This window comes from Trichlorobacter thiogenes (assembly GCF_900167465.1).
GTDB classification, from domain to species: Bacteria; Desulfobacterota; Desulfuromonadia; order Geobacterales; family Pseudopelobacteraceae; genus Trichlorobacter; species Trichlorobacter thiogenes.
The window spans coordinates 43,751-69,522 of the sequence record NZ_FUWR01000011.1 but is presented as its reverse complement, the minus strand read 5'-3'; the positions used below and the strand labels follow the sequence as shown (position 1 = coordinate 69,522).

At 50.5% G+C, this 25,772-nt stretch carries 24 protein-coding genes; 8 read left to right on the top strand and 16 right to left on the bottom strand.

The genetic code is table 11. From position 1 onward, the window contains the following. Positions 1-72: 72 nt before the first annotated feature. The 7 genes from B5D39_RS10580 to pheA all read right to left on the bottom strand — a co-directional run bounded on the left by B5D39_RS10580 (position 73) and on the right by pheA (position 7,188). Positions 73-480: a DUF309 domain-containing protein gene (locus tag B5D39_RS10580; RefSeq protein ID WP_244161392.1), complete on the bottom strand. Its 408-nt coding sequence runs from the start codon at positions 478-480 to the stop codon at positions 73-75. A gap of 89 nt (positions 481-569) precedes the next feature. Next, the gene (locus B5D39_RS10575; RefSeq protein WP_078790439.1) at positions 570-2,291 is read right to left on the bottom strand and encodes a 30S ribosomal protein S1; all 1,722 of its coding nucleotides are present in this window, start codon (positions 2,289-2,291) and stop codon (positions 570-572) included. Positions 2,292-2,384: 93 nt separating this feature from the next. Next, on the bottom strand, positions 2,385-3,227 hold the full coding sequence (gene ispH, locus B5D39_RS10570; RefSeq protein WP_078790438.1) for a 4-hydroxy-3-methylbut-2-enyl diphosphate reductase: 843 nt from the start codon (positions 3,225-3,227) through the stop codon (positions 2,385-2,387). After that, a complete protein-coding gene (gene cmk, locus B5D39_RS10565; protein ID WP_078790437.1) occupies positions 3,224-3,922 on the bottom strand; it encodes a (d)CMP kinase in 699 nt (232 codons plus the stop codon). Before cmk ends, ispH begins: the two co-directional genes overlap by 4 nt. After that, the gene (aroA, locus tag B5D39_RS10560; RefSeq protein WP_078790436.1) at positions 3,919-5,223 is read right to left on the bottom strand and encodes a 3-phosphoshikimate 1-carboxyvinyltransferase; all 1,305 of its coding nucleotides are present in this window, start codon (positions 5,221-5,223) and stop codon (positions 3,919-3,921) included. The genes cmk and aroA overlap by 4 nt, the downstream gene beginning before the upstream one ends. Before the next feature lie 34 nt (positions 5,224-5,257). Next, positions 5,258-6,112: a prephenate dehydrogenase gene (locus B5D39_RS10555; protein WP_078790435.1), complete on the bottom strand. Its 855-nt coding sequence runs from the start codon at positions 6,110-6,112 to the stop codon at positions 5,258-5,260. Next, the gene (pheA, locus tag B5D39_RS10550) at positions 6,112-7,188 is read right to left on the bottom strand and encodes a prephenate dehydratase (RefSeq protein ID WP_078790434.1); all 1,077 of its coding nucleotides are present in this window, start codon (positions 7,186-7,188) and stop codon (positions 6,112-6,114) included. The genes B5D39_RS10555 and pheA overlap by 1 nt, the downstream gene beginning before the upstream one ends. Before the next feature lie 224 nt (positions 7,189-7,412). On the opposite strand from pheA, the gene B5D39_RS10545 reads away from it, so the two are divergent. Then, the gene (locus B5D39_RS10545) at positions 7,413-8,732 is read left to right on the top strand and encodes an HDOD domain-containing protein (RefSeq protein WP_078790433.1); all 1,320 of its coding nucleotides are present in this window, start codon (positions 7,413-7,415) and stop codon (positions 8,730-8,732) included. Positions 8,733-8,759: 27 nt separating this feature from the next. Here the strand turns inward: B5D39_RS10545 and B5D39_RS10540 are convergent, their stop codons facing one another. After that, complete coding sequence (locus tag B5D39_RS10540) at positions 8,760-9,611, bottom strand: HDOD domain-containing protein (protein ID WP_161947483.1); 852 nt, start codon at positions 9,609-9,611, stop codon at positions 8,760-8,762. 230 nt (positions 9,612-9,841) lie between these two features. Here B5D39_RS10540 and rsmD point away from each other — a divergent pair, with 230 nt between their 5' ends. The 5 genes from rsmD to B5D39_RS10515 are packed head-to-tail and all read left to right on the top strand — an operon-like array spanning position 9,842 to position 13,555. Then, positions 9,842-10,411: a 16S rRNA (guanine(966)-N(2))-methyltransferase RsmD gene (gene rsmD, locus B5D39_RS10535; RefSeq protein WP_078790431.1), complete on the top strand. Its 570-nt coding sequence runs from the start codon at positions 9,842-9,844 to the stop codon at positions 10,409-10,411. Further along, entirely contained in the window at positions 10,401-10,895 is a 495-nt protein-coding gene (gene coaD, locus B5D39_RS10530; RefSeq protein WP_078790430.1) for a pantetheine-phosphate adenylyltransferase, read from the top strand. Before rsmD ends, coaD begins: the two co-directional genes overlap by 11 nt. Positions 10,896-10,937: 42 nt before the next feature. Further along, on the top strand, positions 10,938-12,137 hold the full coding sequence (locus B5D39_RS10525; RefSeq protein WP_078790429.1) for a pyridoxal phosphate-dependent aminotransferase: 1,200 nt from the start codon (positions 10,938-10,940) through the stop codon (positions 12,135-12,137). A 55-nt stretch (positions 12,138-12,192) separates the two neighbouring features. After that, positions 12,193-12,393 (top strand): DUF1858 domain-containing protein, encoded by a 201-nt coding sequence (locus B5D39_RS10520; protein ID WP_078790428.1) that lies wholly within the window; start codon positions 12,193-12,195, stop codon positions 12,391-12,393. A 16-nt stretch (positions 12,394-12,409) separates the two neighbouring features. Further along, positions 12,410-13,555, top strand: a complete 1,146-nt coding sequence (locus B5D39_RS10515) for a PilZ-like domain-containing protein (RefSeq protein WP_078790427.1) — start codon at positions 12,410-12,412, stop codon at positions 13,553-13,555. 14 nt (positions 13,556-13,569) lie between these two features. Here the strand turns inward: B5D39_RS10515 and B5D39_RS10510 are convergent, their stop codons facing one another. From B5D39_RS10510 to B5D39_RS17035, 8 genes are all read right to left on the bottom strand, one after another. Beyond that, positions 13,570-13,983, bottom strand: a complete 414-nt coding sequence (locus B5D39_RS10510) for a YMGG-like glycine zipper-containing protein (protein ID WP_078790426.1) — start codon at positions 13,981-13,983, stop codon at positions 13,570-13,572. Positions 13,984-14,085: 102 nt separating this feature from the next. Continuing rightward, entirely contained in the window at positions 14,086-15,549 is a 1,464-nt protein-coding gene (locus tag B5D39_RS10505) for a tetrathionate reductase family octaheme c-type cytochrome (protein WP_078790425.1), read from the bottom strand. A 143-nt stretch (positions 15,550-15,692) separates the two neighbouring features. Further along, positions 15,693-16,760 carry a hypothetical protein gene (locus B5D39_RS10500; RefSeq protein ID WP_078790424.1) on the bottom strand — a complete coding sequence of 356 codons (1,068 nt, stop codon included), beginning with the start codon at positions 16,758-16,760 and terminating at the stop codon, positions 15,693-15,695. Then, the gene (locus B5D39_RS10495) at positions 16,757-18,514 is read right to left on the bottom strand and encodes a c-type cytochrome (protein WP_078790423.1); all 1,758 of its coding nucleotides are present in this window, start codon (positions 18,512-18,514) and stop codon (positions 16,757-16,759) included. Before B5D39_RS10495 ends, B5D39_RS10500 begins: the two co-directional genes overlap by 4 nt. 5 nt (positions 18,515-18,519) lie before the next feature. Next, positions 18,520-19,770, bottom strand: a complete 1,251-nt coding sequence (gene hisS, locus B5D39_RS10490; RefSeq protein ID WP_078790422.1) for a histidine--tRNA ligase — start codon at positions 19,768-19,770, stop codon at positions 18,520-18,522. A gap of 10 nt (positions 19,771-19,780) precedes the next feature. After that, entirely contained in the window at positions 19,781-21,190 is a 1,410-nt protein-coding gene (locus B5D39_RS10485; RefSeq protein ID WP_244161390.1) for a GGDEF domain-containing response regulator, read from the bottom strand. Between the two features lie 63 nt (positions 21,191-21,253). Beyond that, positions 21,254-23,560: a DNA internalization-related competence protein ComEC/Rec2 gene (locus B5D39_RS10480; protein ID WP_244161389.1), complete on the bottom strand. Its 2,307-nt coding sequence runs from the start codon at positions 23,558-23,560 to the stop codon at positions 21,254-21,256. Continuing rightward, complete coding sequence (locus tag B5D39_RS17035) at positions 23,550-23,792, bottom strand: hypothetical protein (RefSeq protein ID WP_161947481.1); 243 nt, start codon at positions 23,790-23,792, stop codon at positions 23,550-23,552. Before B5D39_RS17035 ends, B5D39_RS10480 begins: the two co-directional genes overlap by 11 nt. A gap of 89 nt (positions 23,793-23,881) precedes the next feature. Here B5D39_RS17035 and B5D39_RS10475 point away from each other — a divergent pair, with 89 nt between their 5' ends. Both B5D39_RS10475 and B5D39_RS10470 read left to right on the top strand, forming a co-directional pair. Further along, positions 23,882-24,847: a hypothetical protein gene (locus tag B5D39_RS10475; RefSeq protein ID WP_078790420.1), complete on the top strand. Its 966-nt coding sequence runs from the start codon at positions 23,882-23,884 to the stop codon at positions 24,845-24,847. A gap of 36 nt (positions 24,848-24,883) precedes the next feature. Next, entirely contained in the window at positions 24,884-25,678 is a 795-nt protein-coding gene (locus tag B5D39_RS10470) for a hypothetical protein (protein WP_078790419.1), read from the top strand. Positions 25,679-25,772 lie beyond the last annotated feature (94 nt).

Genomic DNA, 25,772 nt, shown 5'->3' with positions numbered 1-25,772 from the left:
TTCCACCACCATTCACAAAAAAGGACAGGCATTTATGCCTGTCCTTTTTTGTAGCAATTGATTACCCGACATCTAAACTGATGCAGTCACAATCTTTGGAATAAAATGTGTGTCCAATTCAGCCATCCTTGCTTTTCCCAACCCTTCAAGCTGCTTTTTAACAGACTCTGCCTGCGTAATAAGTTCTGCAACATCAATCCATAAACAGATTTGAGGCAGCTTACTCAAATAGTCCACACCACCATCAAGCAAACTGATTGCACCATTGAAATTGCCATTACGCCAGTGGTGCAGGGCTATGGCAATCTGGATAATCCCCTGATACAGAGTACGCAGGTCACCTGTTGCCGGGATCCAGAGTAGTTCAAGGGTTTCATGACATTCATACCACTGGCCAGCATTAAACTGGCGAATCCCCAACAGCAGTTGGCCTGACGGACTATCCTGGCATATTTTAGTTAATTCCAAACTGGCTGACACAAGTACCTCCAAAGCAGTACCATAAAAAAGGGGCATCGCACCATTCGGTACCATGCCCCTCTTGCTGATAGGTATAAAGGACAACTAAACTAGCGTGCTTTATCCATCTGACTCTTCAGCAGGTCGCCCAGGTTTGAAGTTGCTTCGCCCTGACCACCACCAAGATAGGATTCAAACTCTGCCTTCTCAGCAGCTGCTGCCAGAGATTTCACTGACAGGGAGATGCGACGCTCACGTGAATCAGCATTCAGCACAACTGCCTCAATGGAATCACCAACATTAGCGAAGTCTTTGGCAGAAGGAACCTTTTCACGGGAAAGCTCAGAAACGTGAATCAGGCCTTCAATACCCTCTTCGATCTCAACAAAAACACCGAAGTCAGTAGTGGAAGCAACCTTGCCGATCAGACGGGTGCCTGGTGCATACTTCTGGGGTACCAGCGACCAAGGGTCTGGCAGCAGTTGCTTGATGCCCAGAGAAACACGCTCATTCTGGGGATCAACCTTCAGTACAACAGCCTGCACCAGATCGCCTTTTGCATAAACATCGCCAGGATGCTTGACCCGCTTGGTCCAGGAGATATCAGAGACGTGTACCAGACCGTCGATACCTTCTTCAATACCGATGAACATACCAAAATCAGTCATGTTCTTGATTTGGCCTTCCAGCTTGGTGCCAACCGGATAACGGTCAGAGATGGACTGCCATGGGTTATCATTAACCTGCTTGAGGCCCAGGGAAATCTTGCGGTTCTGCAGATCAACACCCAGTACAACGACGTCCACCTGATCGCCAACATTCAGCATGTCAGCAGCCTTGCGAACCCGCTTGGTCCAGGACATTTCTGAAACGTGTACCAGACCTTCAATACCTGACTCAAGCTCAATGAATGCGCCGTAATCCATCAGGCTGACAACTTTGCCGGAAACACGAGTGCCTTCCGGGAAGCGGTTAGCAATGTCCTGCCATGGATCAGGCAGGGTCTGCTTGATACCAACAGAAACCTTGCCTTTTTCACGGTCAAACTTAAGGATTTTGACATTTACTTCCTGGCCCGGCTTCAGTACATCAGCAGGCTTGCCTACACGGCCCCAAGAGATATCAGTTACATGCAGCAGACCGTCAACACCGCCCAGGTCAACAAAGGCACCGTATTCCGTCAGGTTTTTAACCACACCCTGCATGATCTGACCTTCGGTCAGCTGCTCAAGGGTTGCTTTGCGGGATTCAGCACGCTCTTCCTCAAGCAGCGCACGACGGGACAGAACAATATTGCCACGCTTCTGGTTCAGACTGATGACCTTGAACTGACCAGCTACGCCGATGTAGGCATCGCCATTGCCGGAAGGACGGGTATCAACCTGCGAAGCAGGCAGGAATGCATTGATGCCGCCAATGGCAACGGTGAAACCTCCATTGGTTTTGGCAATGATGGTACCTTCAAGAACAGCACCTTCGCCACCAGCCTCATGGATCGTTTCCCAGGCTGCCATCTGGTCTGCACGCTTTTTGGAAAACTTGTTACCACCATCACGGCTGGATACAACTTTAACTTTATCGCCAACACTGACAGACACATTGCCTTCAGCATCCCTGAACTCACTGATGGGAACAAAACCTTCAGACTTACGGCCCACGTCAACCAGTACCGTGTCAGGATCAACACGAACAACTGTCCCCTCAAGTATTTTATCCCGCTCAGGCCGCTCCTGCTCTTTCAAGCTGGCGCTGAACAGTTCTGCAAATTCGTTACTTTGGTGCTCAACGTCCATATCATCCATATCTACGTTGAGTCGTTTAACTTCAGTCATGTGACCAATACCCCCTGGTTAATTTTCGCCGCCGACTACCGCCGACCGATAGCAGACGCGAGTTGGCTACTTTTACACACTTTTGTATTTAATTCAATGTGAATTGTTTACCTGATCAAGTCGATCCATCACTTCGTCAATGATCCATTTCGGGGTTGATGCGCCAGCAGTGACGCCTACAGTTTCAACCCCCTGAAACCACGAACAATCTATCTCAGCAGCAGTTTCAATATGGTAGGTTCTGGGCTGAATTTCGGTGCAGATCTCTGCAAGACGTCGGGTATTTGCGCTGTTAAAGCCACCAATCACAATCATGCAATCAACCTGCTGGGCCAGTTCTGTGGCCTCCTGCTGACGCACGGCAGTTGCATCACAGATGGTGTTGTAGACCCGCACCTCTCCACCACGGCGCAAACATGCAGTAACGACACTCTTCAGGTTGTCAAAGGACTGGGTAGTCTGAGCAACAACCCCCATTTTACCCATTTTGGGGAGTTGTTTGACCTGATCTCCCGAGGCAACCACATAGACTTTTTCTTTCCCGTAGGAGACGATCCCCTGCACTTCTGGATGGTCTGCATCCCCCACCACCAGCACATCATAGCCTGCCTCAGACAGGTACTGCACATGTTCCTGGGCCTTTTTCACAAAGGGGCAGGTGGCATCCACCACCTCCAGCTGTTTCTGGTGGGCCTCATCCATTTCACTGGCTAAAACACCATGGGATCGGATGATAACAGTGCCGTTACTGACGCCAGAGAGATCCTTAACCACCCCGACTCCCATCTCCTCCAGTTTATTGACAACCTGCGGAGAATGGATAATCGGCCCCAAGGTAAAGGTTTTTTGATCTTTACCTGCAGCCTCAAAGGCCATCTGGGTGGCACGCTTGACACCAAAACAAAATCCGGCCCGTTTTGCCAGCATCACCTTCATTGCTCTTTATCCTTTCCTGCTGTTCGTTCACGATAGACCTGTTCCATCAGGGCAATTACCTGCTCAATGGACAGCCCGGTAGAATCAATCGGGATCGCATCATCGGCTTGACGCAGGGGAGCAAGCTCCCGCTCTGAATCCTGCTGATCACGCTGGGCAACGTTATCAATCGTCTCCTGCAGGGTGGTCTGAACACCTTTAGCTTGCAGTTCAAGAAACCGGCGACGCCCCCGCTCTTCAGCAGATGCTGACAGAAAAAATTTAATTTCCGCATCAGGGAATACCACGGTGCCAATGTCGCGACCATCCAGCACAACACCACCTCTGGCCCCCATTTTCCGCTGCAGGCTCATCATCGCCTCACGCACCGGCGCAAGGGTTGAAATCCTTGAGGTAAGCATGGAAATTTCAGGGGTACGGATCTCGCTGGTTACATCCTGGCCATTGGCCAGCACTCGCGTAGAACCATTGTGAAGCTGCAGTTCAACCTCGGCATGGTCACTGAACGCTTTAACGGCCTGATGGTTGTCAAAATCAAGGCCCGCCTCACGGGCCAGCCAGGCCATTGCCCGGTACATGGCGCCGGTATCGATCTCAAGATATCCAAGCCGTTTTGACAGTGCCCTGCTGATCGTACTTTTACCGGCACCGGAAGGCCCATCCACTGCAATGACAACGCCACGTTCACGGGTCATCGTACTGCCACCTTAGCTAACAGTTCGTAAAACCCAGGAAAGGAAGTGGCAACACAGGAAACATCATCAATCTGCACTTCGTTCTTGCAGACCAGTGCTGCCACCGAAAGTGACATGGCGATCCGGTGATCACCACAACTGGTCACCGTACCACCTGACAACGACTCAACACCCTGGATGATCATGCCATCGTCCGTCTCATCAATCTGCCCTGCCCCGACAGTACGCAGATTGCTGGCCATGGCTGCAATCCGGTCTGTCTCTTTCACCCGCAACTCTTTGGCATCTTTGATGGTAGTAGTACCTTCTGCCACTGCTGCTGCCACACAGATGGCAGGAAATTCATCAATGGCACGGGGCACCAAATCACCACCGATCTCAATCCCTTTCAGACGCGATGAACGGACCAGCAGATCAGCCACCGGTTCACCTGAAACCTCACGTTGATCCTGCAAGGTGATGTCTCCGCCCATTGCCTTCAGAATATCAATCACGCCGGTACGGGTTGGATTGACCCCAACATTGCGGATCAGCAGTTCCGAGCCAGGCACAATCAGGGCAGCCACAAGAAAGAAGGCAGCAGAGGAGATATCACCCGGCACCACAATCTCCTGCCCCTTCAACTCCCTGCCGCCACGCACGGCAACACCATTACTAAAGGCGTCAAGATCAGCACCGAAGAAACGGAACATCCGCTCGGAATGATCACGGGAAAGTGATGGCTCTGTTACTTTTGTCTCTCCAGCAGCATACAGGCCAGCCAGCATCAGGGCTGATTTCACCTGGGCGCTGGCAATCGGTGACTTGTAATCAATGCCGGACAAGCTGGCGCCGGTAATGGCCAAAGGAGCGAGGGTACCGCCTCCACGCCCGGCAATCTGTGCTCCCATCCTGGCTAACGGTTCAACCACCCGCTTCATGGGACGCTTGCGCAGATACTGATCACCGGTAAGTACTGAGAAGAAGCTCTGACCAGACAGCAGACCGGTCATCAAACGGATGGTTGTGCCGGAATTACCGCAGTCCAGCAGATCACCCGGTTCTTTCAACCCATGCAGGCCAACTCCATGCACGGTGACAGTCTGTCCATCATCTTCAATCGGCACACCCATGCTACGAAAGGCCTTCATGGTTGAGAAGTTATCCTCACCCCGCAAAAAATTACTGATGCGGGTTATCCCCTGGGCCAGAGAACCCAACATGATTGAACGGTGGGAGATCGACTTATCACCAGGTACAGCAAGTTCTCCCTGCAGTTTCTGGACAGGTGCAACGGTTAACGGTTGTGCATGTTCGTGCATAGTCACCTCAAGGGGCACCATCCCCCGCTAATAATCAGATTATTTCATCTCTCAGACGTTTGGATGTGGTGAAATAGTTCTCAAGCCAGGCACCATCACCAACTGCAACTTTTTCCTTTAAGGCAGCAAATTCCTGCTGGTAGCGATCAAGAACTGCCAAAAGAGGGAGCCGGTTCATCAATGCGATGTCGCGCCACATGGAAGGATCAGAGGAGGCTATCCGGGTAAAATCACGAAATCCGCCAGCAGAAAAGGCCAGGATATTCTCCTCTTCTTCAGCTGATCGATCAACCGCATGCACCAGCGCATAGGCAACCATGTGGGGCAGATGGGACACCGCAGCAAAGACCCGATCATGGGTCAACGGTTCCATGCACTCTACCCGACTGCCTGCTGCTTCCCAAAGACGTTGCACCAGTTCAAGGGCCTGTTGATCGGTACGACTGGTAGGGGTCAAAATACAGCGCCGTCCCTGAAACAGGGTGGCGAAGGAGGCCTTTGCACCGGAATGCTCTGTACCGGCAATCGGATGTCCACCAACAAAGTGACAACCTTCAGGCATCAACGGTTCGCAGGCTGCTACCAGCTCTTCCTTAACACTGCCACCATCAGTTACCACACAACCAGCAGGCAGATACGGGGCACAGGCGGCTACAGCTGCAGTCATTGCCCGGACCGGTACCGCCAGAAACACCAAATCAGCAGAACTGACAGCCGAAGCATAATCAGCTGCAATCTCGTCAACAACCCCCAGTTGCAGCGCTTCAGTCAGGTTTTCAGAATCAAGATCGAAACCGATCACCCGCTGTACAGCCCCTGCAGCCTTCAAAGCCCTGCTAAAGGAACCACCGATCAGCCCTACTCCAATGACAGCAAGCGTCTTGATCATCAACGTGCCTTTGGATAGGAGCCGAGAATCTTTAAAAACTGACAGAAACTCCGTAACTCTTCAATGGCCTCACCAACCGGTGCCTCCGATACATGGCCCGACATATCCAGAAAGAAGATATATTCCCAGGCCTTGGTCTTGACCGGACGGGACTCAATCTTGGAAAGGTTGACCCCGCGCCGAGCAAACGGTTCAAGCATCCGGTAGAGGATACCCGGTTCATCCTTGACCGAAAATAAGATTGAGGTCTTGTCATTACCGGAAGGCTCTGCCAGCTTGCGCGATACCACAATAAAACGGGTAAAGTTGTTAACCTGATCTTCTATGCGGGAACGAACCACCTTCAGGCCGTAATGTTCAGCAGCGGAACAACCAGCAATGGCGGCAGCGCTTAAATCTTCAGACACAATCTGGGCTGCAAGGGCAGTTGAGGCTACGTCCACCAGTGGCACGTTTGGAAGGTTCTCCTCAAGCCAGTGGCGGCACTGTGCCAATGCCTGCGGGTGGGAATAGACCTTACGGACATCCTCCATACGGCCGGTGCGGGAGAGCAGATCATGGGAGACCTCAAGCAGAACTTCAGCGGTGATCTTGAGGTCACTTTCAACAAACATATCAAGGGTATGGGATACCATCCCCTCGGTGGAATTTTCAACCGGCACCACGCCATACAGCGCCCTGCCCTTTTCAACCTCTTCAAAAACCGTCGGAATTGATTTCTGAGGAACCAACTGGGCTGATAAACCGAACTGCTGCATGGCCGCCATATGGGTAAAGGTTGCCATCGGCCCAAGAAAAGCCACCTTGACTGGAGATTCCAGTGCCAGACAGGCAGACATGATCTCACGAAAGATGCTGCGAAAGGCTTCCTCAGGCAAGGGCCCCTGATTCAAACGGGCAACCCGCTCATGAACCTCCCGTTCACGGCTGGGCACATGAAAATCACGATCCTGGCCTGCTTTCAGCCTACCTACATCTGAAGCCACTTTGGCACGCTGATTCAATAGCTTAACCAGATTACTATCAATCTGATCTATTTCGCCACGTAACTGTTCAAGGCTCTGGGTCTTTGACATGGGAACTCTTCCGAAACCGGCAGTATGTAGAATTTGGGATTGTCAACATAGTGGATAGGTTGTCAAAAGGCAACTTTTTTTGCCCGCAAGTGAATCCCCAAACGGTGTGTTTAATGCCGAAGCTGAATATCTGCAAAAGTCATTTAGCTCCTTGCATAAGTTTAGAGGCCAGCTATACTTTTTATGCAGACCTCATATCTCTACACAACAAACGAGGCCATTGAATGCAAACAATCTTTAGCGATCAGAATGACGAAAGACTTACCCGCTCAATTGAGGGGTCTTTAAGCCTGATGCCGCTTGCCGATCTTATTCAATGGATTGAAACTTCTAAAAAATCAGGTACCTTAATAGCATCACACGAAGATTGCATACGTCGCTTTTTCTTTCAAAATGGACGACTGATCTTTGTCTGGTGTGATCGAGAGGGAGAACGTCTCTATGAAGCGATCCGTGACCAGTTCGGACTTCCAATGGAGCGGATATTAGATGCCCTTAAACAGGCAGAACAGCTTGGAATATCATTTGTAGGTCTTTTATCAAGTGAAGAAGGTATTCCACTTGAACGCCTGGGGGGACTTATCACCACCTTGGCAGAAAAATCGTTAACTACCTCACTGGCCTGGCGAGCAGGACACTTCCGTTTCAATGATTTTCTTCCAGCAGCAGTCCTCTGTGGCCCGGTAAATATAAAACCAACGCAGGTCCTGCTGGATTCTACCGTCCAGATTGATGAAGCCCGCCTTACCGAGCAGTCCAACCTTGACCCGGTCCTGAATGAAGTCTACGAGTTGATCCGTAAAGGAGCTATTGATATCCCACCCTTACCGACCGAAATGCAGTTACTCATGGACAAGATCAATAACCCGGGTCTGACGATTGACCAGATTATTGAATGCCTGACAGACCCATTGCTGGTTTCAAAAATCCTAAGAGTCTGTAACTCTTCTTTTTATGGCAGACGAGGTAAAGTTGATACCCTGCGGGATGCTGTGGTGTATATGGGGCTCAAGTCATTGATGAGTATTGTTACGGTCAATGCGCTCAGCGGTTTTGCACCCCGCCATGCCGAGCAGATTGAACAGATTCTACACCACTCCATGATGGTGGGGATGATTGCAAAACAGCTTACACGGGATATGGGAGGAAACCACGATCAAGCATTTGTTTGCGGACTCTTGCATGATATTGGCTGGATTGTTATGCTGGAAATGCTTTCCAAATATGATCTTGATAGGGAGAAACGAGACCTGCTCATGCATGAGCATCATGAAACCCTGGGGGCGCTAGTTGCTAAAAAATGGAATTTCACAGAAGAAATTCAAGAAGTTATAAAGTGCCACCACCGCCCAGACAGAGCGCAAAGCTACAAAAATCTGGTACAAATAATCTACCTGTCAGACCAACTTGCAAAAAATGAGCAACCACTTTCAGATGATGTTGTTTCCGCACTTTCATTACATAGTGAAGACTGGACGACTCCGTTTGTTGATCACCTTGATGAGTTGGATCAAGAAATTAACAGCATCCTGTCCCCCCAATAGACCTGACTCTAGCCTCTCACGCGAGAGTTAGCCATAAATTGAATCAACCGTCTGCTTCACCTGCTGAACCAGTTCTGCCAGTGAAGAACGGAAATCTGATAGACGTTTTACGCCTAGCCCGGCTAGTTGCCGTTCTAGTTCAAGCATGTCCACACCATACACCTCGCCTTCACGCTGTTCTGCACTCTCATATTTACAACAAAAACCAACATTTAGACATATTTGGTCAGAAATATGAATCAGGTGAGTCAAGGGGGACATGGTTTCAGGCTGATGCCCGTGATGATGCTTAATTACATCAATATATACCTCAGGAAAGCGCCATTGCTCTGCCAGTAACCCACCTACCTCGGCATGGCTGGTGCCAAACACCTCCATTTCAGCCTGATGAAGATCAAGCTCCCGCTCACGCGCCAGAACTAGTACACGGGTAAACTCATCCCTGCGCTGTTGACTGAGTATCACCTCACCAATATCATGTAGAATACCGGCAATATAGGCCTGATCCAGGGGAATAGTATCACTGAAAGACGCCAGTTTTTTTGCGACCAGACCAACGCCAAAGGCATGTTCCCAACAGTGCTGCATGTTAAGCGGGCTGCGACTTTGAGAGTCAGTAAGCTCGAGAAAGCAGGAAGTCAGAATAATCTCAAACACCCGTTGCGGCCCCAGGTAAATAAGGGCCTGACGCACTGAATCAATCTCCTGCAACAACTTATAGAGGGGTGAATTAACAATTCGGATGACACGCGCAGCCATTACCTGATCAGACAAGAGGATATCCGCCACCTCTCCCATATCAACATCTGACTCATTCAGGAGCTGTATAGCGCGTGAGGCTGCGGCCGGAACAGTAGGAAGGACCTTAAAGGTCTTCATGATAGTTTGTGCAGTAGCAAGCGGGGATACGGACATATTTTTATAACTCCTGAAACCGAGTAAATTTTATTTAATTGATGTACTATAGCAGACTGATACAGGTATTGAAAAGGTTAGTTTCGCTCCTTGACAGCCACTACTCCGTCGCGTAGGGTGCCATTGATTAAAAAAGTGGAATTTAACCTGTTTTTGCTGCATAAACAGGCACGACTATTCAGGAAAGGTTGCATGTGCGGGTTATTGCCGGAGAAGCTAGGGGGATGCGACTATCAGCGCCTCGCGGGACAACAACACGCCCCACCACTGACCGTGTCAAGGAGGCTCTTTTCAGCCTGCTGGATAGTGCCCACTGGCTGGATGGAGCTCGTGTGCTTGATCTATTTGCCGGTAGCGGCGCCTTGGGTATTGAAGCACTTTCCAGGGGTGCAGAACATGTTGTTTTTATAGAAAAGAACCGACATGCCCTTGTATCGCTACAACAGAATCTGCTGCATACCCGATTTAACAATCGCGCTGAGGTACACCCTTTTGACTGCCTGCAGGCCCTTGAACGTCTTGCTCGACATAAGACACAATTTGATCTGGTGTTACTGGACCCTCCTTATCAGGCGGGCTTACATCAAAAAGTAATTGAATTGGTAGGAGCAACACTGCTTGCTGCAGACGGCCTGCTGGTTGCCGAAACTGCGGCTCGCATGCCGTTACCTGAACGGATCGGCCCCTGTATCCAAACTGACCGACGAATCTACGGCGATACCGCCCTTGAACTCTACACCATGGAGCAAAACCATGCCCCATAGCCGCATAGCCATCTACCCCGGTTCATTTGATCCGATTACCTATGGACATCTTGACATTATCCAGCGTGGCCTCAAAATCTTCAAACATGTGATTGTGGCGGTTGCCCGCAACTCTCAAAAAAATGCCCTATTCAACATAGATGAGCGGGTTGAACTAATTAAGACCGTCTTAAAGGATGAACCTCGGGTCTCCGTTGACACCTTCACTGGCCTTCTGATAGATTATGTAGCTTCAAAAGAAGCCCATGTGGTCATCCGTGGACTGCGGGCCATTTCTGATTTTGAGTATGAATTCCAGATAGCCCAGATGAACAGCACCATCGGTCACGACGTTGAAACCCTGTTTATGATGACCTCGGTTCAGTATGGCTACCTTTCCTCCTCAATTGTCAGAGAGGTCTGTTCTTTGGGAGGACCTGTTGACAGCTTTGTACCACCTGAAGTTAAAATCGCAATGCAACAAAAATATGGATTAAAACGATAGCTTGTGCTTCACACATCAGTTACATACAACCAAGGAGGCAGCATGAAACTCGCAGATCGCGTCAACAAAATTCAACCATCCCCTACCCTTGCCATCGATGCCAAGGCAAAGGCACTAAAAGCCCAAGGTGTTGATGTAGTCGGCTTCGGTGCCGGCGAGCCTGACTTCGATACCCCGGCACATATTCGTGAAGCTGGCAAAAAGGCGATTGATGCCGGTTTTACCCGTTACATGCCGGTTGGTGGCGCTGATGATCTGAAGGATGCCATCATTGCCAAGATGAAGCGTGACCATAACCTGGAATACACCCGTGATGAGATTTCCGTAGCCTGCGGCGCCAAACACACCCTCTACAACATCTCCCAGGCACTGATTCAGGAAGGTGATGAAGTCATCATCCCCGGCCCCTACTGGGTATCCTACCCTGACCAGATCGTACTGGCTGGCGGTACCCCGGTGTTCATCATGACTGATGAGTCCACCGGCTTCAAGATTACCCCGGAACAACTTGACAAAACGATCACCCCCAAGACCCGTTACCTGATCCTGAACTCACCCTGTAACCCCACTGGCTCCACCTACAGCAAAGAGGAATTGGCTGCGCTGGGTGAGGTACTGCTGAAGCATGACCATGTGCTGGTTGTTGCAGATGATATCTATGAGCGCCTGATCTATGATGGCCTGAGCTTCTACAATATTGCCCAAGTGGTACCGGCACTTAAATCCCGTACTATCGTCGTTAACGGTGTGTCCAAGACCTATGCCATGACCGGTTGGCGGATCGGCTATGCCTGCGGCCCTAAAGAGCTGATGGGGGCCATGACCAAGATGCAGTCCCAGTCCACCAGTAACGCCACCTCCATTGCCCAGAAAGCATCGGTTGAAGCACTGAACGGCCCTCAGGAGCCGGTAGCGGCTATGTGTGTAGAGTTTGAAAAACGCCGCACCTACATTGTTGAGCGTTTGAATGCCATGCCAGGTGTTTCCTGCTTCAAGTCCAACGGCGCCTTCTATGTCTTCCCTAACTTCTCAGGGGTCTATGGCAAGTCAACTCCGGCAGGCAAAAAGATCGAAACCTCTTCAGATTTTGCAGCCTACCTGTTGGAAGACGCAAAGGTAGCGTTGGTTCCTGGTATTGCCTTTGGTGATGATCGCTATGCCCGTCTCTCCTATGCCATCAGTATGGAGAACATTAAAAAAGGCATGGATCGAATCGAAGAAGCGATCAAGAATCTGAAATAGTCCTTCCTGGGGACGCTTCGGCGTCCCCTTTTTTATCCAAGACATGAGGTCGGCTATGATCACCAAAGATATGATTATCGGCGATATCATCAGACAGCATCCCGTAACCGTGCAGGTCTTTGCCCGTCATGGACTTGAGTGTTACGAATGTCAGATAGCTGATCTGGAAACCCTTGAACATGGGGCCGGACACCACAAGCTCGACATCGAGATGCTCCTGAACGAACTGAACAGCAGCCTGACCTCCCCTACCTGACACAGCCGGAGCCCCCATGAGTGATTTTGATCAATACCTTGAGCATTTTCCTGTCGGGTTGAAGGTCAATGTTGGCATTCCGGTACCTGGTGGCGACACGTTTCACGACTGGGCCATCATCCACACTATTGATGAAGATCTGATTTCACTGCAGCTTTCCCGCGACACACTCCCGGCAGGCGTTAAACTTAAAGTTGGAACTATTCTGGATATCCGTGCCGGCAATGAAATCGAAGGATATTCCTGCCGTGCCATCATTGTTACTGAAGGATATCACCGCGAAGTGTTGCTGCGCCTGATCGGTGAGATCGTTTCATCTGAGCTGCGTGAGTTTTACCGGATTGATGCCTTCCTACCGATTAAATACTTTATCAGCACAGAGCAGAGCGAAGTCAGGCTTAAGGTGGCCTGGAAAGAAAAACGGGAGGCACGGATAACAGCAGAAAAAGAAAGGAAACAGCAGGAGAAAAAACCATGGGAGCGTCTACGCCAGGCCCCTGACACAGAAGAACTACCCTCTGAAGAATTTGGTGAAGAAGGATTATGGGATGACACGGGCGAGGGGCTGGATCAGCCAGATCAGGCCATTAATGACACCAGCGACCATTCCTGGGATGATGTTATCCCGCTGGCAGCAAACATTAGTGGCGGCGGCATACGGATGCTCCTGCACCACAAATTTGAAAACGACACGCTGGTACCGATTGAAATTTACCTTCCCTGTGAACCAGAACCACAGGTGATCGATGCCGTTTGTGTGGTGGCTTTCGCCAATGAAAACTATGCTGCCAGCAAACAGTTTAGCCGTACCAGCTACAATACCGGCCTTAAGTTCAAGTTTGTTGAAGAACGGGACCGTGATGCCATTGTCAGCTACATCTCAAACGTTCAACTGAAGCGGATCAGGCTGATGCGTGAGCAGTACCTCTTTCGTAGCGGTCCAAACTCGGAGAAAACAGAAGCGACTCCCGAACAACGACTAAAGCAGATATTAAAAACGGGCCTTGTCATTACCATTGTTATCTTTGCTCTGATAAGCTTGACTATTTACTTCAAAAACTATGATGAAAATCGCCCAAAAAACGAGATAGAGCTTATTTTTGACAAAGGATACAGCGATTATCTTAAAAAAATTGGCAGAAATCCATCACAAGGCCAGTAACTAATTTCGACCATTTATTGCCATCCAAGCACCTGATACCCCTTTTCATGCAGACATATTTCAACAAATCTTCGATACACCGGTGAATCCTCTGGTCCTTTCATGGCACTGCTCACCAAAGCCACCGTTCCCCCAGCTGCTGCACCGATTACCCCCCCCCGCAGGGCAGAACCACTAATGGCACCAATAACCGCTCCGGTTGCACCACCAACCAAGGCAGATTTTCCGGTCTTAAGTGCAACCTCGTCTGCAAGCCGACCTTGAGCGTTGGCCTCTTCAGCACGTTTTAAACAGTCATCAATCTCCTGTTGTGCTTTTTCTGAACCTGTTGAGCGGTGGAATTCATTAGGATAGAGTACCGGTCTTTTTGCAGCACAGCCGGTGCTTAGCATCAGTATAACCATAACGAAAAACAGTCTAATACCCATTATTCCCTCCCGTACAGCTATCGCTTGGTGGAGTGATTTTACCATAAAAAAAGGCCGCCCGACAATATCGGACGGCCTCTCTTTCAACTCAGTAAAAAGCAATTACTTCTTCTTTTTACCAGCCTTTTCAGCTGTACGGCCACCAACCTGCATCGGGTCGCCTTTGTAACCCAGAGCAGCCCAATCCATCCGCTTTGCGCCCATGTGGCACTCGCCACACTGCAGAGCCTGCTCTTTAGGAGCAACTTCGTGGCCTGCACTCAGCCAGGACTGGGTTTTAACAAATTGGTACTTGCCGCTGTAAGGCAGGCCTTCAGGACTCTTTGCACCGTTTACCAGAGCCTTTTCCCAGTCAAAGTTCACCCACAGTTCCTTGTACTGCTGGAAGGTGTTCAGGTACTTGAACTTGCTATCCATCGGCTGGGTACCGGTATAGAACTTGTAAGGATAGATCTTGGCTTTCTTGTCATTGATATCACCAGCAGGCTTGGTGATGTTAACCGGTTTGGAAGCATCCTTGATCTTGTCACCCAGCATGTAACGCTCAATCTGACCGTTGTACCAGGCATAGGTCGGAACATAATTCATGTTCCACTTGAAGGTACCTTTGTGCTTGGCAAAGGTTTCTTTATCAAACTCTTCTTCAGCCTTGATGTTCTTGCCTACATCAGACCAGTTCCACATGGTCTTGGTTGCTTGGCCACGAGAGATGGTAGGAATATGGCAGGTCTGGCAAGCAACAGAAGCGGTATGCTTGTCCAGGATAGCCTTGTTCTTTGACTTCTGGTGAGGTGCCTTGGCACCGGTATGGCAGTCAGTACACTCAACCTTGGCTTCATAGTGAGCCATCTGGCTGGAACGACCGGCAATGGCGTGATCCTTGGTTTTGTGGCAATCCTGACACATCAGGCCAGCGCCGCCTTTTGCCTTGGTTGCCATATGGACATCCTGCTCTTTAGAAGCGCCTTCAAGGGTTGAATCCAGACCAGGCACCTTAACCGCATCGCCGCCGCCGCCGTAGAAGTGACAAACACCGCAGTTTTTCAGGCTAGGCTTGGCAACGCTTTGGGCTGCCAGTTCAAGGTTCATGGAACCTTTTTCCATGGCCTTGGTATCTACATCCGCACCAACAGCACCACGGGCATAGTTACCCTTCTGGGCATGACAGACCAGACAGTCTACACGGGTCTTGTCATTAAAATCAAACTTGCTGCGGGTCCAGCCGTAACCGGCGTGGCACTTGCTGCAGGATTCATGGGCAATACCATCAGGACCAGGGAATACGGTAGTACAGAAGTTATTGATCATGTTCTTTTTGCCAAAAGTTTTACCACTCTTCTCCATACCTTTGACATGGTTTGGTGTGCCTTCCCACTTCCAGTGAGCGGTCTTCATCACGTCTGCAGCCTGCTTCTCGTGACACTCCAGACATACCTTGGTTACGTCCTGACCCTTTTTAAATGGCCCTTTGACAAACTCGGTGTGATCTGGACCGGCAAAGGCCTGGAAAGAAACCAGAACCAGAGCGGCGGTCAACAGAGCCACCATTCCTTTAAAACCCTTCATACCCTTCCCCTTTCGTTGTCCTGCGTATAGTGAGCCCAGCACCTGTTGCCGAGCATGGCATATTAAAAACGCTGTATAAGAACATATTCATATCTTGATGTCAACAACCTGTATACAGTCACAAAAGACCATTAAAGTCCGTTTTAACTGACTTTTTTAAAAATTTGTAATTTGGAAAGCATCCAGACAACCAACACCAGACCCAGCATCAAGGTCACCAGAAAAAAGATTAAAGGCGACCATTGTACCTGTACCGGGACGGTGGACGGGTTGAAATAAGGGGCCAAAAAATTGCCGCGAACAACATCGCGCATAAATGACATGACATAGACCAACGGTAAGGTCAGACAGACAGTAGGCAGAACCAGCCGTTTAAAACCGGTTATCAGGGTTGCCACAGCTAGCAATACACCGACTACCAGCAAGAGCGTGGCAACGGGACTACCACCCATAAAACGGCTCATAGTCTTTTGTGGCAGTGTCAGCAGAAACCAGGTTCCTACACCAAATTGCAGCAGGGTCAACCATGAGAAGAGCTGCATACCCAGTTTTTTGCCTGCTTCTGATACTTCTGGATCAGATTTGAGCAGCGTTGATGCATACAGTGCACTGAACAGCCCCCCCACAGCAAGCGACCCGGTGATGATGTGTAGGTAGCGAGGTAGCAGGGTTGGGTCAGCCAAATTAAGCAGGGTACCTCCAGGAGTGGTAAACCAACGGCTCCAACTTACCGGAGAGATCATCATGCTCATATTGTTTGAGAAAATAAAGCCGACTGTCAGTAGCAGAACCAGCACTGCCAGCAGCACAAACATGGCCAGATTACCCAGCTGCTTGAAACTGAAATCATAGATATACGCCAGGTAGTAAGCGATGATCAGCAACGGGATGACCGCCAGCCAGTAGAGACCCATCAGTACCGTACTTGAGTACAGCAGATGGCCGTAGATCACATTGACGAACAGAAGTGGCGCCACCCCCAGGTTGACAGTAAAGGCCACCAGAAACGGCAACGCCTTGGCCAATTCATGGGAAAGCTCACGATATGCCCGTCCCGGATAGAGGTGGCTGATGAAGGCCACCAGCCCGGCCCCCAGCATGGCATTCATGGCAAACAGATGCAGGGGAAAGGTCAACATCAGAAAAAACTGGAACCAACCGTTGGGCGCGGTCAAGGTGTCAGCAATCGGAATCAGGGTAGCTGGATTCATTTGGCACCTCCTACCTGATCAGCCATATAGTCAGCCATTGCATCCTTCTCTGCCGCTGTACCGGTATAATCCGGCATGGCCGGGTTCAGGGCTGAAAGTTTATCAAGCGCAGCCCTGATCTTGTCCCGAGACCAGCCGTTCATCTTGGGCTTGATCTGATCCATACTGTGGCAGGCAGCGCAGTTGTCATCAAACAGGGTTGCTCCCTTAGCCTTTGCCGGTGCAGCAGCAACGGGATTGTTCAGCCCGAACAGGTAGCCGGCCATAGCATCCTTGACTGCCGCCGGAGCCGTATAATCAGGCATAGCCGGATTCAAGGCCGGTAGTTTGTCCAGCGAAGCGCGTACTTTGGCCAGATCCCAGCCTTTCAGCTTTGGCTTGATACTGTCGGAGCTATGGCAGGCTGCACAGTTCTCTTCATACAATACCTTGCCGCGATCACCTGTTGCACCGGCATCATCGGTCAGCGGTTTCTTGTGCAGACCGCCAGTCAGGTAGGCTGCCAGTGCCTTCAACTCACTATCTGTCCCCACAAAGGGTGGCATGAAGTAGCGTTTTTCGTGGATGGTAGTCAGATACTTGCGCATGGCCCCAAAGCTCATATTTTTGGTGCGACTGACAATATCGTTATTAAATCCACTCAGGCTATGACAGGCAAAACATTGATGTAGGAACAGCTCTCGTCCCGCCTCAAGCTGGTTGGTCTCGGTCACCTCTTTATTCTGCACCCACTTGGCGTTCTTCAGGAACCCTTCCTGATTGATCCGTTCCAGATCCTTCTTCAGGATACCGTTGGAGTACATCACCTGGTTGATGACATAAGGGCGCCGCGCAGCCTCACGGGTCCACTCAAAGGCCCCCATATAGCCCATGGCTGACAGCATCACCGCCACAATCAGACAGCGAACACGAGCCTTGGGATTGAGCAGGATTAACGCAATCAACACACCTGCCAGAACTGCCAGGGAAAAGCCACCGGTCATAACAGCCCGCTTAATGGTGGGAGAAGCCCCGGATACCAGTTTGGCAGCAGGTGACGGCAGTACCGACAGATACCACCAGCCTGCCGGAAGGGAGAGAATCAACGACACCAGCGCCCAGGTGCCGGAATAACGGATCATTCGGTGCCGGGTGGCCTCATCCTCCAGAAAAGTCGCTGTCAGAAAACCGTAGCAACCTGCCAGCATAAAGCTCATGAAACTGCGGAAAAACAGGGATGGCCAAAAGGTAGGATTAAAAAAACCGGACCAGAAATCACTGTTGCTGATCCAGCTGCCAGGGGTAAGCATGAAGTCAATGATGCCGTTAATCAGGAACAGACTCATCCAGGCCGCACCGAAATAGATCCAGCCAACCGTCTGATGGGTGCGGTCATCCATTTTGCCAAAGGTGTAGAAGTAGACAAACAGCGCAACGATCTCCACCAGAAAGAAGACCCATTCCGCTGCCCAGCCGAATACAAAGGTATGGATCAGGAGCGAGGTGGCAGCCGGATGAATCAGGGAGATGACAAACCAGATGGCAACACCGGTCAGGCCCCCAAAGACCATGGTTAAAAGCATAAAAAACTTCGTATGCTTTTTGACAAACGCCATGATTGCCTGACTCTGTTCTTTGATGGCCTTGCGCTCGGCCATAACCAGATAGAGTCCGCCACCCACGGCAAAGTGGGAAACAAAAACGTGAATGATCGCCACCAGGGCGATCAGCAGGCCACCACCAAACGTCGGAACAAACCAGACCGGGTAGTTCATCGCAGCTAACCTCCTGTAATAGCTCCTGCTATACCTTCGGCAATCAGCGCAACCGTCTGTTGACTACCATCCGCCATCCGCTTTAATGCCCCGCTGCCTGCTGCCAGTTCCGTATCACCAAGCACAATGCTGTAACGGGCCTTAAGTTTGTCTGCCCGACGCATCTGGCTCTTCAGGCTTTTGCCTTCACAATCTGTTTCCACCCAGAAACCCTGATCCTGCAAGGCAGCCATCAGACGGAAGCCAGCGGTCCGCGCAGCATCCCCCATCACAGCAATGAACAGATCCGGCATTCGGTCAAAATTACGGTCCCCCAGAAGCAAAGCAACCCGCTCTACGCCAAGGGCAAAACCGATACCAGGCACAGCCGGGCCACCTAGTTGCTCCACCAGGCCATCATAACGACCACCAGCAGCCACAGCAGATTGGGAACCCAGCAGGCCGGTCACCAATTCAAAGGTGGTACGGGTATAGTAATCCAGACCTCTGACCATACGGGGGTTCAGGCTGAAAGGGACCTCAGCAGCAGTCAGATAGTTTTGCACTGCACTGAAATGTTGATCACACTCAGCACAAAGATGCTCCACCATGGCGGGAGCCCCCTGGGTTGCCTCAACACAGCCCGGCACCTTGCAGTCCAGCGCCCGCAGGGGATTGGTGGTCTGACGACGGCGACAATCCTCACAGAGTGCGTCCTGACGTTCTTCCAGAAAAGCCACCAATGCCTCACGATAGGCAGGGCGACAGACCGGACAACCAAGCGAGTTAATTTGCAGACTGGGTTCTGTCAGCCCGAGTTCTTTGAACAGGCGACTGACCATTAACAGCACCTGGGCATCAATCAGCGGATCTGCAGCGCCGGTGACCTCGGCACCAATCTGATGGAATTGACGATAACGCCCTTTCTGGGGGCGTTCATGGCGAAACATAGGCCCCATGTAATAAAGCTTGTTGATGCTGTCCAGCGCGTACAGTTTATTTTCTATCAAGGCCCGCATCACACTGGCGGTCCCTTCAGGACGCAGGGTCAGGCTGCTGCCCCCTTTATCGGTAAAGGTGTACATCTCTTTTTCAACGATATCGGTGGTATCACCAATAGAACGACAGAACAGTTCTGTTTTCTCAACTATCGGCACCCGTATTTCATTAAAACCATAGCGTGCAAAGACTTGCCGGGCGGTCTGTTCAATAAATTGCCAAAGCTCGGATTCCGAAGGCAGAAGATCGTTAAATCCCTTGATAGCGGTAATGCTCATTAGTACTCCCTTATTGTTGTAACGTGCCGCCAGCAAGAGGGCTGACAACACGATAAATACAGTTTTTACCGGCAGCCTTACCGGCATACATGGCCTTGTCTGCCATGGCCAGCAGTTCTCCAATCCCAGTGGTATCTTCAGGATAACAGGCAAATCCCAGGCTGGCAGTCACATGAATCTGGTAGCCTTCTCTGGCAAGGAAGCAATGTTTTTCAATCATCTTCCTGATACGTTCACCCACCTGTCGTGCAGCATCAGGGCCGGTTTCCACCAGAATAATGGTGTACTCGTCACCACCATAACGGATCAGGACATCGACTTCACGAACCGATTTTTTCAGTAAGGCTCCCAGTTCTTTAAGCAGATTACTGCCCACCAGATGACCATAGGTGTCATTGACCCCTTTGAAATTATCCAGATCAAGAAACACCACCGACAGTTGGGTAGAGTAGCGATCAGCCCGTTTAATTTCACGCTCCAACGCAACCTTCAGGTAGCGATAATTAAACAGACCAGACAGCTCATCAATGTAGAGCATATCTCTGGTGGAGGTGAAACGCAGGGCATTATCAAGCGCTCGGGCGCCGTGCTCTTCAAGAAAATTGATGTTACGCTCGCTCTTGAGCGAAGGGATAATCTGCCCTGGGTCATTCAGCAAAATCACCATACCATGGCAGCTGTTTCTAATAATAAGGGGAAAGAGGACCGCTTCCCTTAAATCAGCCTGCTCAAGCTCATCATATCCCGTTGGCAGGAGCAACCGCACCGGCTGCCCCTTGCGGGATGAACGTTTGCGAAAGGAAGAGGCCAGCAGCTTATGCACCAGTGCGCCTGTGGCTGCATCAACCCCTTTCAGTTCATTGACAATAAACTCTCCATTCAGCTGTACCAGGCCAACACCACGCCCCACCCCGACCTCACGGGCAAGGGCATCCACAGCAAGATGACAGACCCCTTCAAGATCCAGGCAACTTGAAAGTGCCTGACTTGTCTGCAAAAGCCCCAACGTGTTACGTAGCTCAACATTTTCATCCAGCAGGCGACGTTGTTCCATACAGAGTCGCACGGTATGCAACAGTTCATCTGAACTGATCGGTTTCAGCAGAAAATCACGGGCACCATGTTTAAGGGAGAAGAGGGCTGATTCAAGGTTTGCGTTGGCGGTCACCAGAATAACGTCAATGGAAGGGTCTTGTGACTTGATCTTTACCAACAGTTCCAGCCCGGAAATTCCAGGCATGGCAAGGTCTGTCACCACCAGACCGAAGCGGGCATCCAGCAACAGATCCAGCGCCTCCTCACCAGAACAGGCTGTTTCCACGCCGTATCCAGCCTGGCGCAGCAGGTCGGCATACAACTCGCGGAAAAAGCGATCGTCTTCAACGATCAGTATTTCATTCATCTGTCTGGTTTCAGTCATCAGGAGTTGAACCTTGCCTAGAGTGATAATGATACTGGTATTATCACAGCAAATTGCTGGCTGTCAAAACAAAATGTTACAAACAAAATGTCGCACTGTAGCAAGCAGAGCAGGTTCGGTCTTAAGCGGCGCTACGGTAAATCCAATGCCATTGGTTTCAACCTGGATGGTCCCCTGCTGATCAGTTCGATACAACTCTGTCCCCTGCTGTTTGATCCGATTGATGGTTTCTTCTGTTGGCAGACCAAACGTATTGCCTGCCCCGACTGATATCACCGCAACCCGTGGCTTGACCCTGGCAAGAAATTGTTCACTACTTGCGTATCGGCTGCCATGGTGCCCTACCTTAAGCAGAGTAATCTCACCAACACCATCACGGAGCAGCATATCTTCCACAGGAAAACCGGCGTCGCCCATCAAAAGCGTACTGAAAGAGGATTGTTGAAGGTGTAGCACCAAAGAATCATCATTGTCCCCCCCCTCACCCCCTGCCACTGCCTGTGGGGCAACAACTGACAGCACCAGCTCCTTCCCAAATTGGACACGATCTCCTTTTTTCACTATCCGCAGGGTTGTATGCTGATTATTAAGCGCCCCGATAAGGCGCTGATAGTTGTCGTTTGAGCCAACCGACTCCCCCTGCCAGAACTCCCTCACCCGAAACTGCTCGGCAACCGCAGGTAGTCCTCCAAGGTGATCAGGATGGGGATGGGTCAAGACCATCAGATCAATCTGCTTAACCTTAAGACGATGTAACGCCGGCACCAGATACCGTTCACCAAAATCCTTATTGGAATCCAGCAGATAGCCGCCACCATCCACCAGCAGAGTGCGACCGTCTGCAAGCTTGATCAAGGTCGCATCCCCCTGCCCCACGCCCAGGAAGGCAATCCTCATGTTCCCATCCGGTGCTGCATCGGGCCATAGATGTACCAGCATCAGCCCGATTACCAACAGGCTTACGGCAACAGCTTTGCTGCGACCAGACCGGATAAAGCTGAGCAGGCCAAGCAGGACAACAGTAGCCAACAGATCAACAGGGCCGACATTGAAGCTGTGCAGTACAGGCAAGCGGGATATCCAGAAAATAAAGCCATTACTGACCAGTACCAGCCAGCCAGACACCTTCAGTAAAAACGCCGCAACAGACGGTAGCCAGAACTGCAGCGGAAGAGCTGCAGTAGCCAAAACCGTAGCGCCATACCCTAAAAGTGGCACGATCACCAGATTCGCCAGAATTCCACTGAACGAGACCTGATGGAATGAGTCCAGCACCGGTGCCATGGTGGAAAGTACGGTGGCTATCGAGGCAGCACAGAGTAGCAGCAGTGTCCGCTGCCAGCCCCGTACTATAAAGCGATCAAACGGTGCAACAAGTAACGGAGTCAGCACCAGCAGCCCCCAAAGCGCCAGGAATGAAAGCTGAAACGAGAGATCAAACAGGACACCCGGATCTGCCACCAGCAAGCAAAAAGCTGCTAGTTGCAGCGCATCCAGACTGTCAATCTCCCGCTCACTCCAAATGGCCAGCACCACAGCTGACAACATCAGCACAGAACGGGCTGTGGCAGGTGCGCCACCGGTAAAGACAAGGTACAGCAGCATAAGCGGCAGTGCTGAGAGCAACGCCGTACGCCGGACATCAATGCGCAATGCCAGCCACTCCCAACGCAGCATCAGCCATCGCAAACAGAGGACCCACACCGCAACTACAACACCAACATGGAATCCTGAGACAGAAAGAATATGGGACACACCAGCCCGGCTATAGGCGGTAGTTATGGCAGGAGAGACCTCTTGTTGACCACCGGTTGCCAAAGCCAACACAATTCCGCGCTGATCAGGGTCAGGAACATTTTTTCTGATAAATTCCTGACTGCGCAGCGCAAGTGCGTCAATCCAGCGATGCCACGACGTCACAGCAGCACCACGCATCAGCACAATGCTATCAGCTTCATGCACCCAAGCCGTTGCCTGGACTCCGCGCAGTGCAAGATAGCGGCGATAATCAAACTCCCCCGGCAGTCCAAGCAGGCGAGGCAGATGCACTTTAGCCGGACAGCGGATTCTATCACCACTCAGCCAGGGGCCCTGTCCTTTGGCAATAGTTACGAGCAGAACACCATCAACAGCAAACGTAGTACCATTGGAATATACCTGCTCAACCTGCAGTTCAAACCGCTGTCCTTCAGCCTTCATAAGGGGACGGCCCTGCAGGATTCCCTCAACAACAACCTGTTTGCCATCAAATGCAGCAATACCTTGACCAGCCAAATTTTTATCCAGGTGTGGTGCCAGAGCTGCCATTCCCCAACTCATCCAGAATAATGCCAGTAGCCAACCGAACAGGACCTGGCTTTTAAAAGGCACCGAGCAAACAAGACAACCAACTAAAATCAATGGAATAATATAGGAAAACGGAACCCCAAGCAGATACTCTGACAGGCACCCCAAAACCAGAAAAACCAGCGATATGAGAAGCAGTCGTTTTGCGCACATAGCGAGTCACAAAAATACGGAAGCGGTATCTTGTCAAGAAAAACAAATATTTTTGTGGTACAGAGCTTGACAGACGTGTTTCATTAGCTACAATACGAAACATTGTTTACTCATACAACACAGTAAACAAGGCACCTAAGGCTTACCGCAGGGATTTCATCTCTGCCACTCCACTTTTGAGGGATCTCCATTATGTTTCTGCTGCCAAAAGGAAACCCCCTGGCCGAGAATGTCCCTATCTCAAAGTTACAACTACCTGACGCACTGGAAAAACTTAAAAATGGCAAACTGACCGGTTGCGCGATTTTTGACTTTCCTGCGGCTGACTGCGCCCTGGTGTATGATGAGGGAAAGTTGGTAACCGCCATTGTGCATCGTGATGGCAATGAGATCAAAGATCAGGCAGCTCTGCAGTCGCTGGTTGAATTAATGTTGCTTGCCTCAAGCGGCACCTTCAGCGTGTATGCACTATCTAAAGACATTACCCTGGCGGTGATGGCGCTTGTTGGTGGACCGGCAACCATTGACAGTCAGGAAATCAAGCTGATTGATTTCAAGGCCCTGCTTGATCGGATCAAAACCGAACAAATGACCGCTACGCTTAAAATTTACACCCCGGAAAGAGCCGGGCTAATTTTTTATCGTAACGGCGCAACGGTGGGATTCTTCCACGATGCCTCAACCGGCATAGAAACCTCTGCAGGAGAAGTGCAGCAGATAGCCGGCCTGCCCGGCGCCCGTGTTGATCTGCGTGTACTGGCTGATACAGATGGCTTTGTACTTGATCTAGCAGGTCTGATAGATATCCGCGCACTCTGGGAGGCATCATCCGGCAACCCCTTTGCGACTCCTGCCCCAACGGCAGTTGCAGCACCTTCAGAGCCCACTGCCCCAGCACCTGCTGCGGCAGCCTCCACACTTTCTGCTGATGAAATTGAAGCTGCAATTTTTGATCTTGCAAACCGGTTTGTTGGCAAGCTAGGTCGTACCCTGGCTGAAAAGGAGCTGATGAATATCGGCAGCGTAGCATCACTGAAGGACCCTGACAAACTCCAGGAATTCCTTGCTGCCATAGAAAAAGGATCAAAATTGTTGGCAAGTTCCAACAAAATCAAAGAGATGAAAGAAGCTATCTCTGCCCAGGCTGCACAACTTTAACTTAATTCCGCCCAGCGCAGATTTAGAGGAGGCGTTATGGATTTGACAGGTTTTTTTCAGGCTTTAACATCAATATTCCCCTTTTTACCAAAGGTCTACAATGCTGTAGTAATTGACTACACCAGCCTGTTGTTGGTTTTCTTCTGGTTTGTGGCTGCGGCATTCAGCTTCTATTTCAGCCTTAACAACTCCCGGATCTGGACCAGTATCTCAATCGGTTTCTTCCTACTTTTCTGGAGTCAGTCCTACCAACTGAACCCCTGGCATGAAACCTTTACGGTCATGATTGCGGTGCACTACATGATCGGTACGGTTGCCATTCTGGTTATCAGCCACGGTATCCAGGAATATTTCGTGTTTACCAGAACGCTCGAGATCACAGGGTCAAAAAAGACCATTTATATTGGCACTGCGGCAATCCTGGCATTCACCATTCTGGTGGTCAGTCTGAACCCGAAACCATCTCTGTATGTGCTGCGTAACTACCGGATGATGAACAACACGGTCTGGTTCTATCTCTGCATCATCAATATTTACACCATCTTCAAGATTTACAAAGAGATGAAAGACTCACCAATAGCCAACGGCATCCTCTCTTTTGGTGTTGTTTTTATCTTTGCCCTGATCTGGAAAGGTGCTGGTCTTTACTTGATGATGTATCAATGGGACAAACCTTGGCTTGATATCATTGAGTTTGATGGCATTTCCACCGACATAGCCCTGCACCAGGGCAAGGTGGATATTGCCAAGTCACTCTTTAAAACCTTCAACTTCCTGACAAGCTTCTCTGTTGCTGGCACCTTTGCCTACCTGTTCAAGCTCTTGAGATAAGCGGTAGAAAACAGTAGAGTATATCAACAAAAGAGGGGAGACCGGTCTGGTCTCCCCTCTTTTGTTTGGTTTCTCTCAACAAACCTCTTTCTCA

Excerpts from the sequence above, each read along its gene's own strand:
- B5D39_RS10575 (WP_078790439.1), bottom strand. The coding sequence starts at position 2,291 with ATGACTGAAGTTAAACGACTCAACGTAGATATGGATGATATGGACGTT.
- ispH (WP_078790438.1), bottom strand. The coding sequence starts at position 3,227 with ATGAAGGTGATGCTGGCAAAACGGGCCGGATTTTGTTTTGGTGTCAAG.
- cmk (WP_078790437.1), bottom strand. The coding sequence starts at position 3,922 with ATGACCCGTGAACGTGGCGTTGTCATTGCAGTGGATGGGCCTTCCGGT.
- aroA (WP_078790436.1), bottom strand. The coding sequence starts at position 5,223 with ATGCACGAACATGCACAACCGTTAACCGTTGCACCTGTCCAGAAACTG.
- B5D39_RS10555 (WP_078790435.1), bottom strand. The coding sequence starts at position 6,112 with ATGATCAAGACGCTTGCTGTCATTGGAGTAGGGCTGATCGGTGGTTCC.
- pheA (WP_078790434.1), bottom strand. The coding sequence starts at position 7,188 with ATGTCAAAGACCCAGAGCCTTGAACAGTTACGTGGCGAAATAGATCAG.
- B5D39_RS10545 (WP_078790433.1), top strand. The coding sequence starts at position 7,413 with ATGCAAACAATCTTTAGCGATCAGAATGACGAAAGACTTACCCGCTCA.
- B5D39_RS10540 (WP_161947483.1), bottom strand. The coding sequence starts at position 9,611 with ATGAAGACCTTTAAGGTCCTTCCTACTGTTCCGGCCGCAGCCTCACGC.
- coaD (WP_078790430.1), top strand. The coding sequence starts at position 10,401 with ATGCCCCATAGCCGCATAGCCATCTACCCCGGTTCATTTGATCCGATT.
- B5D39_RS10525 (WP_078790429.1), top strand. The coding sequence starts at position 10,938 with ATGAAACTCGCAGATCGCGTCAACAAAATTCAACCATCCCCTACCCTT.
- B5D39_RS10520 (WP_078790428.1), top strand. The coding sequence starts at position 12,193 with ATGATCACCAAAGATATGATTATCGGCGATATCATCAGACAGCATCCC.
- B5D39_RS10515 (WP_078790427.1), top strand. The coding sequence starts at position 12,410 with ATGAGTGATTTTGATCAATACCTTGAGCATTTTCCTGTCGGGTTGAAG.
- B5D39_RS10510 (WP_078790426.1), bottom strand. The coding sequence starts at position 13,983 with ATGGGTATTAGACTGTTTTTCGTTATGGTTATACTGATGCTAAGCACC.
- B5D39_RS10505 (WP_078790425.1), bottom strand. The coding sequence starts at position 15,549 with ATGAAGGGTTTTAAAGGAATGGTGGCTCTGTTGACCGCCGCTCTGGTT.
- B5D39_RS10500 (WP_078790424.1), bottom strand. The coding sequence starts at position 16,760 with ATGAATCCAGCTACCCTGATTCCGATTGCTGACACCTTGACCGCGCCC.
- B5D39_RS10495 (WP_078790423.1), bottom strand. The coding sequence starts at position 18,514 with ATGAACTACCCGGTCTGGTTTGTTCCGACGTTTGGTGGTGGCCTGCTG.
- hisS (WP_078790422.1), bottom strand. The coding sequence starts at position 19,770 with ATGAGCATTACCGCTATCAAGGGATTTAACGATCTTCTGCCTTCGGAA.
- B5D39_RS10485 (WP_244161390.1), bottom strand. The coding sequence starts at position 21,190 with ATGACTGAAACCAGACAGATGAATGAAATACTGATCGTTGAAGACGAT.
- B5D39_RS17035 (WP_161947481.1), bottom strand. The coding sequence starts at position 23,792 with ATGTTTCGTATTGTAGCTAATGAAACACGTCTGTCAAGCTCTGTACCA.
- B5D39_RS10475 (WP_078790420.1), top strand. The coding sequence starts at position 23,882 with ATGTTTCTGCTGCCAAAAGGAAACCCCCTGGCCGAGAATGTCCCTATC.
- B5D39_RS10470 (WP_078790419.1), top strand. The coding sequence starts at position 24,884 with ATGGATTTGACAGGTTTTTTTCAGGCTTTAACATCAATATTCCCCTTT.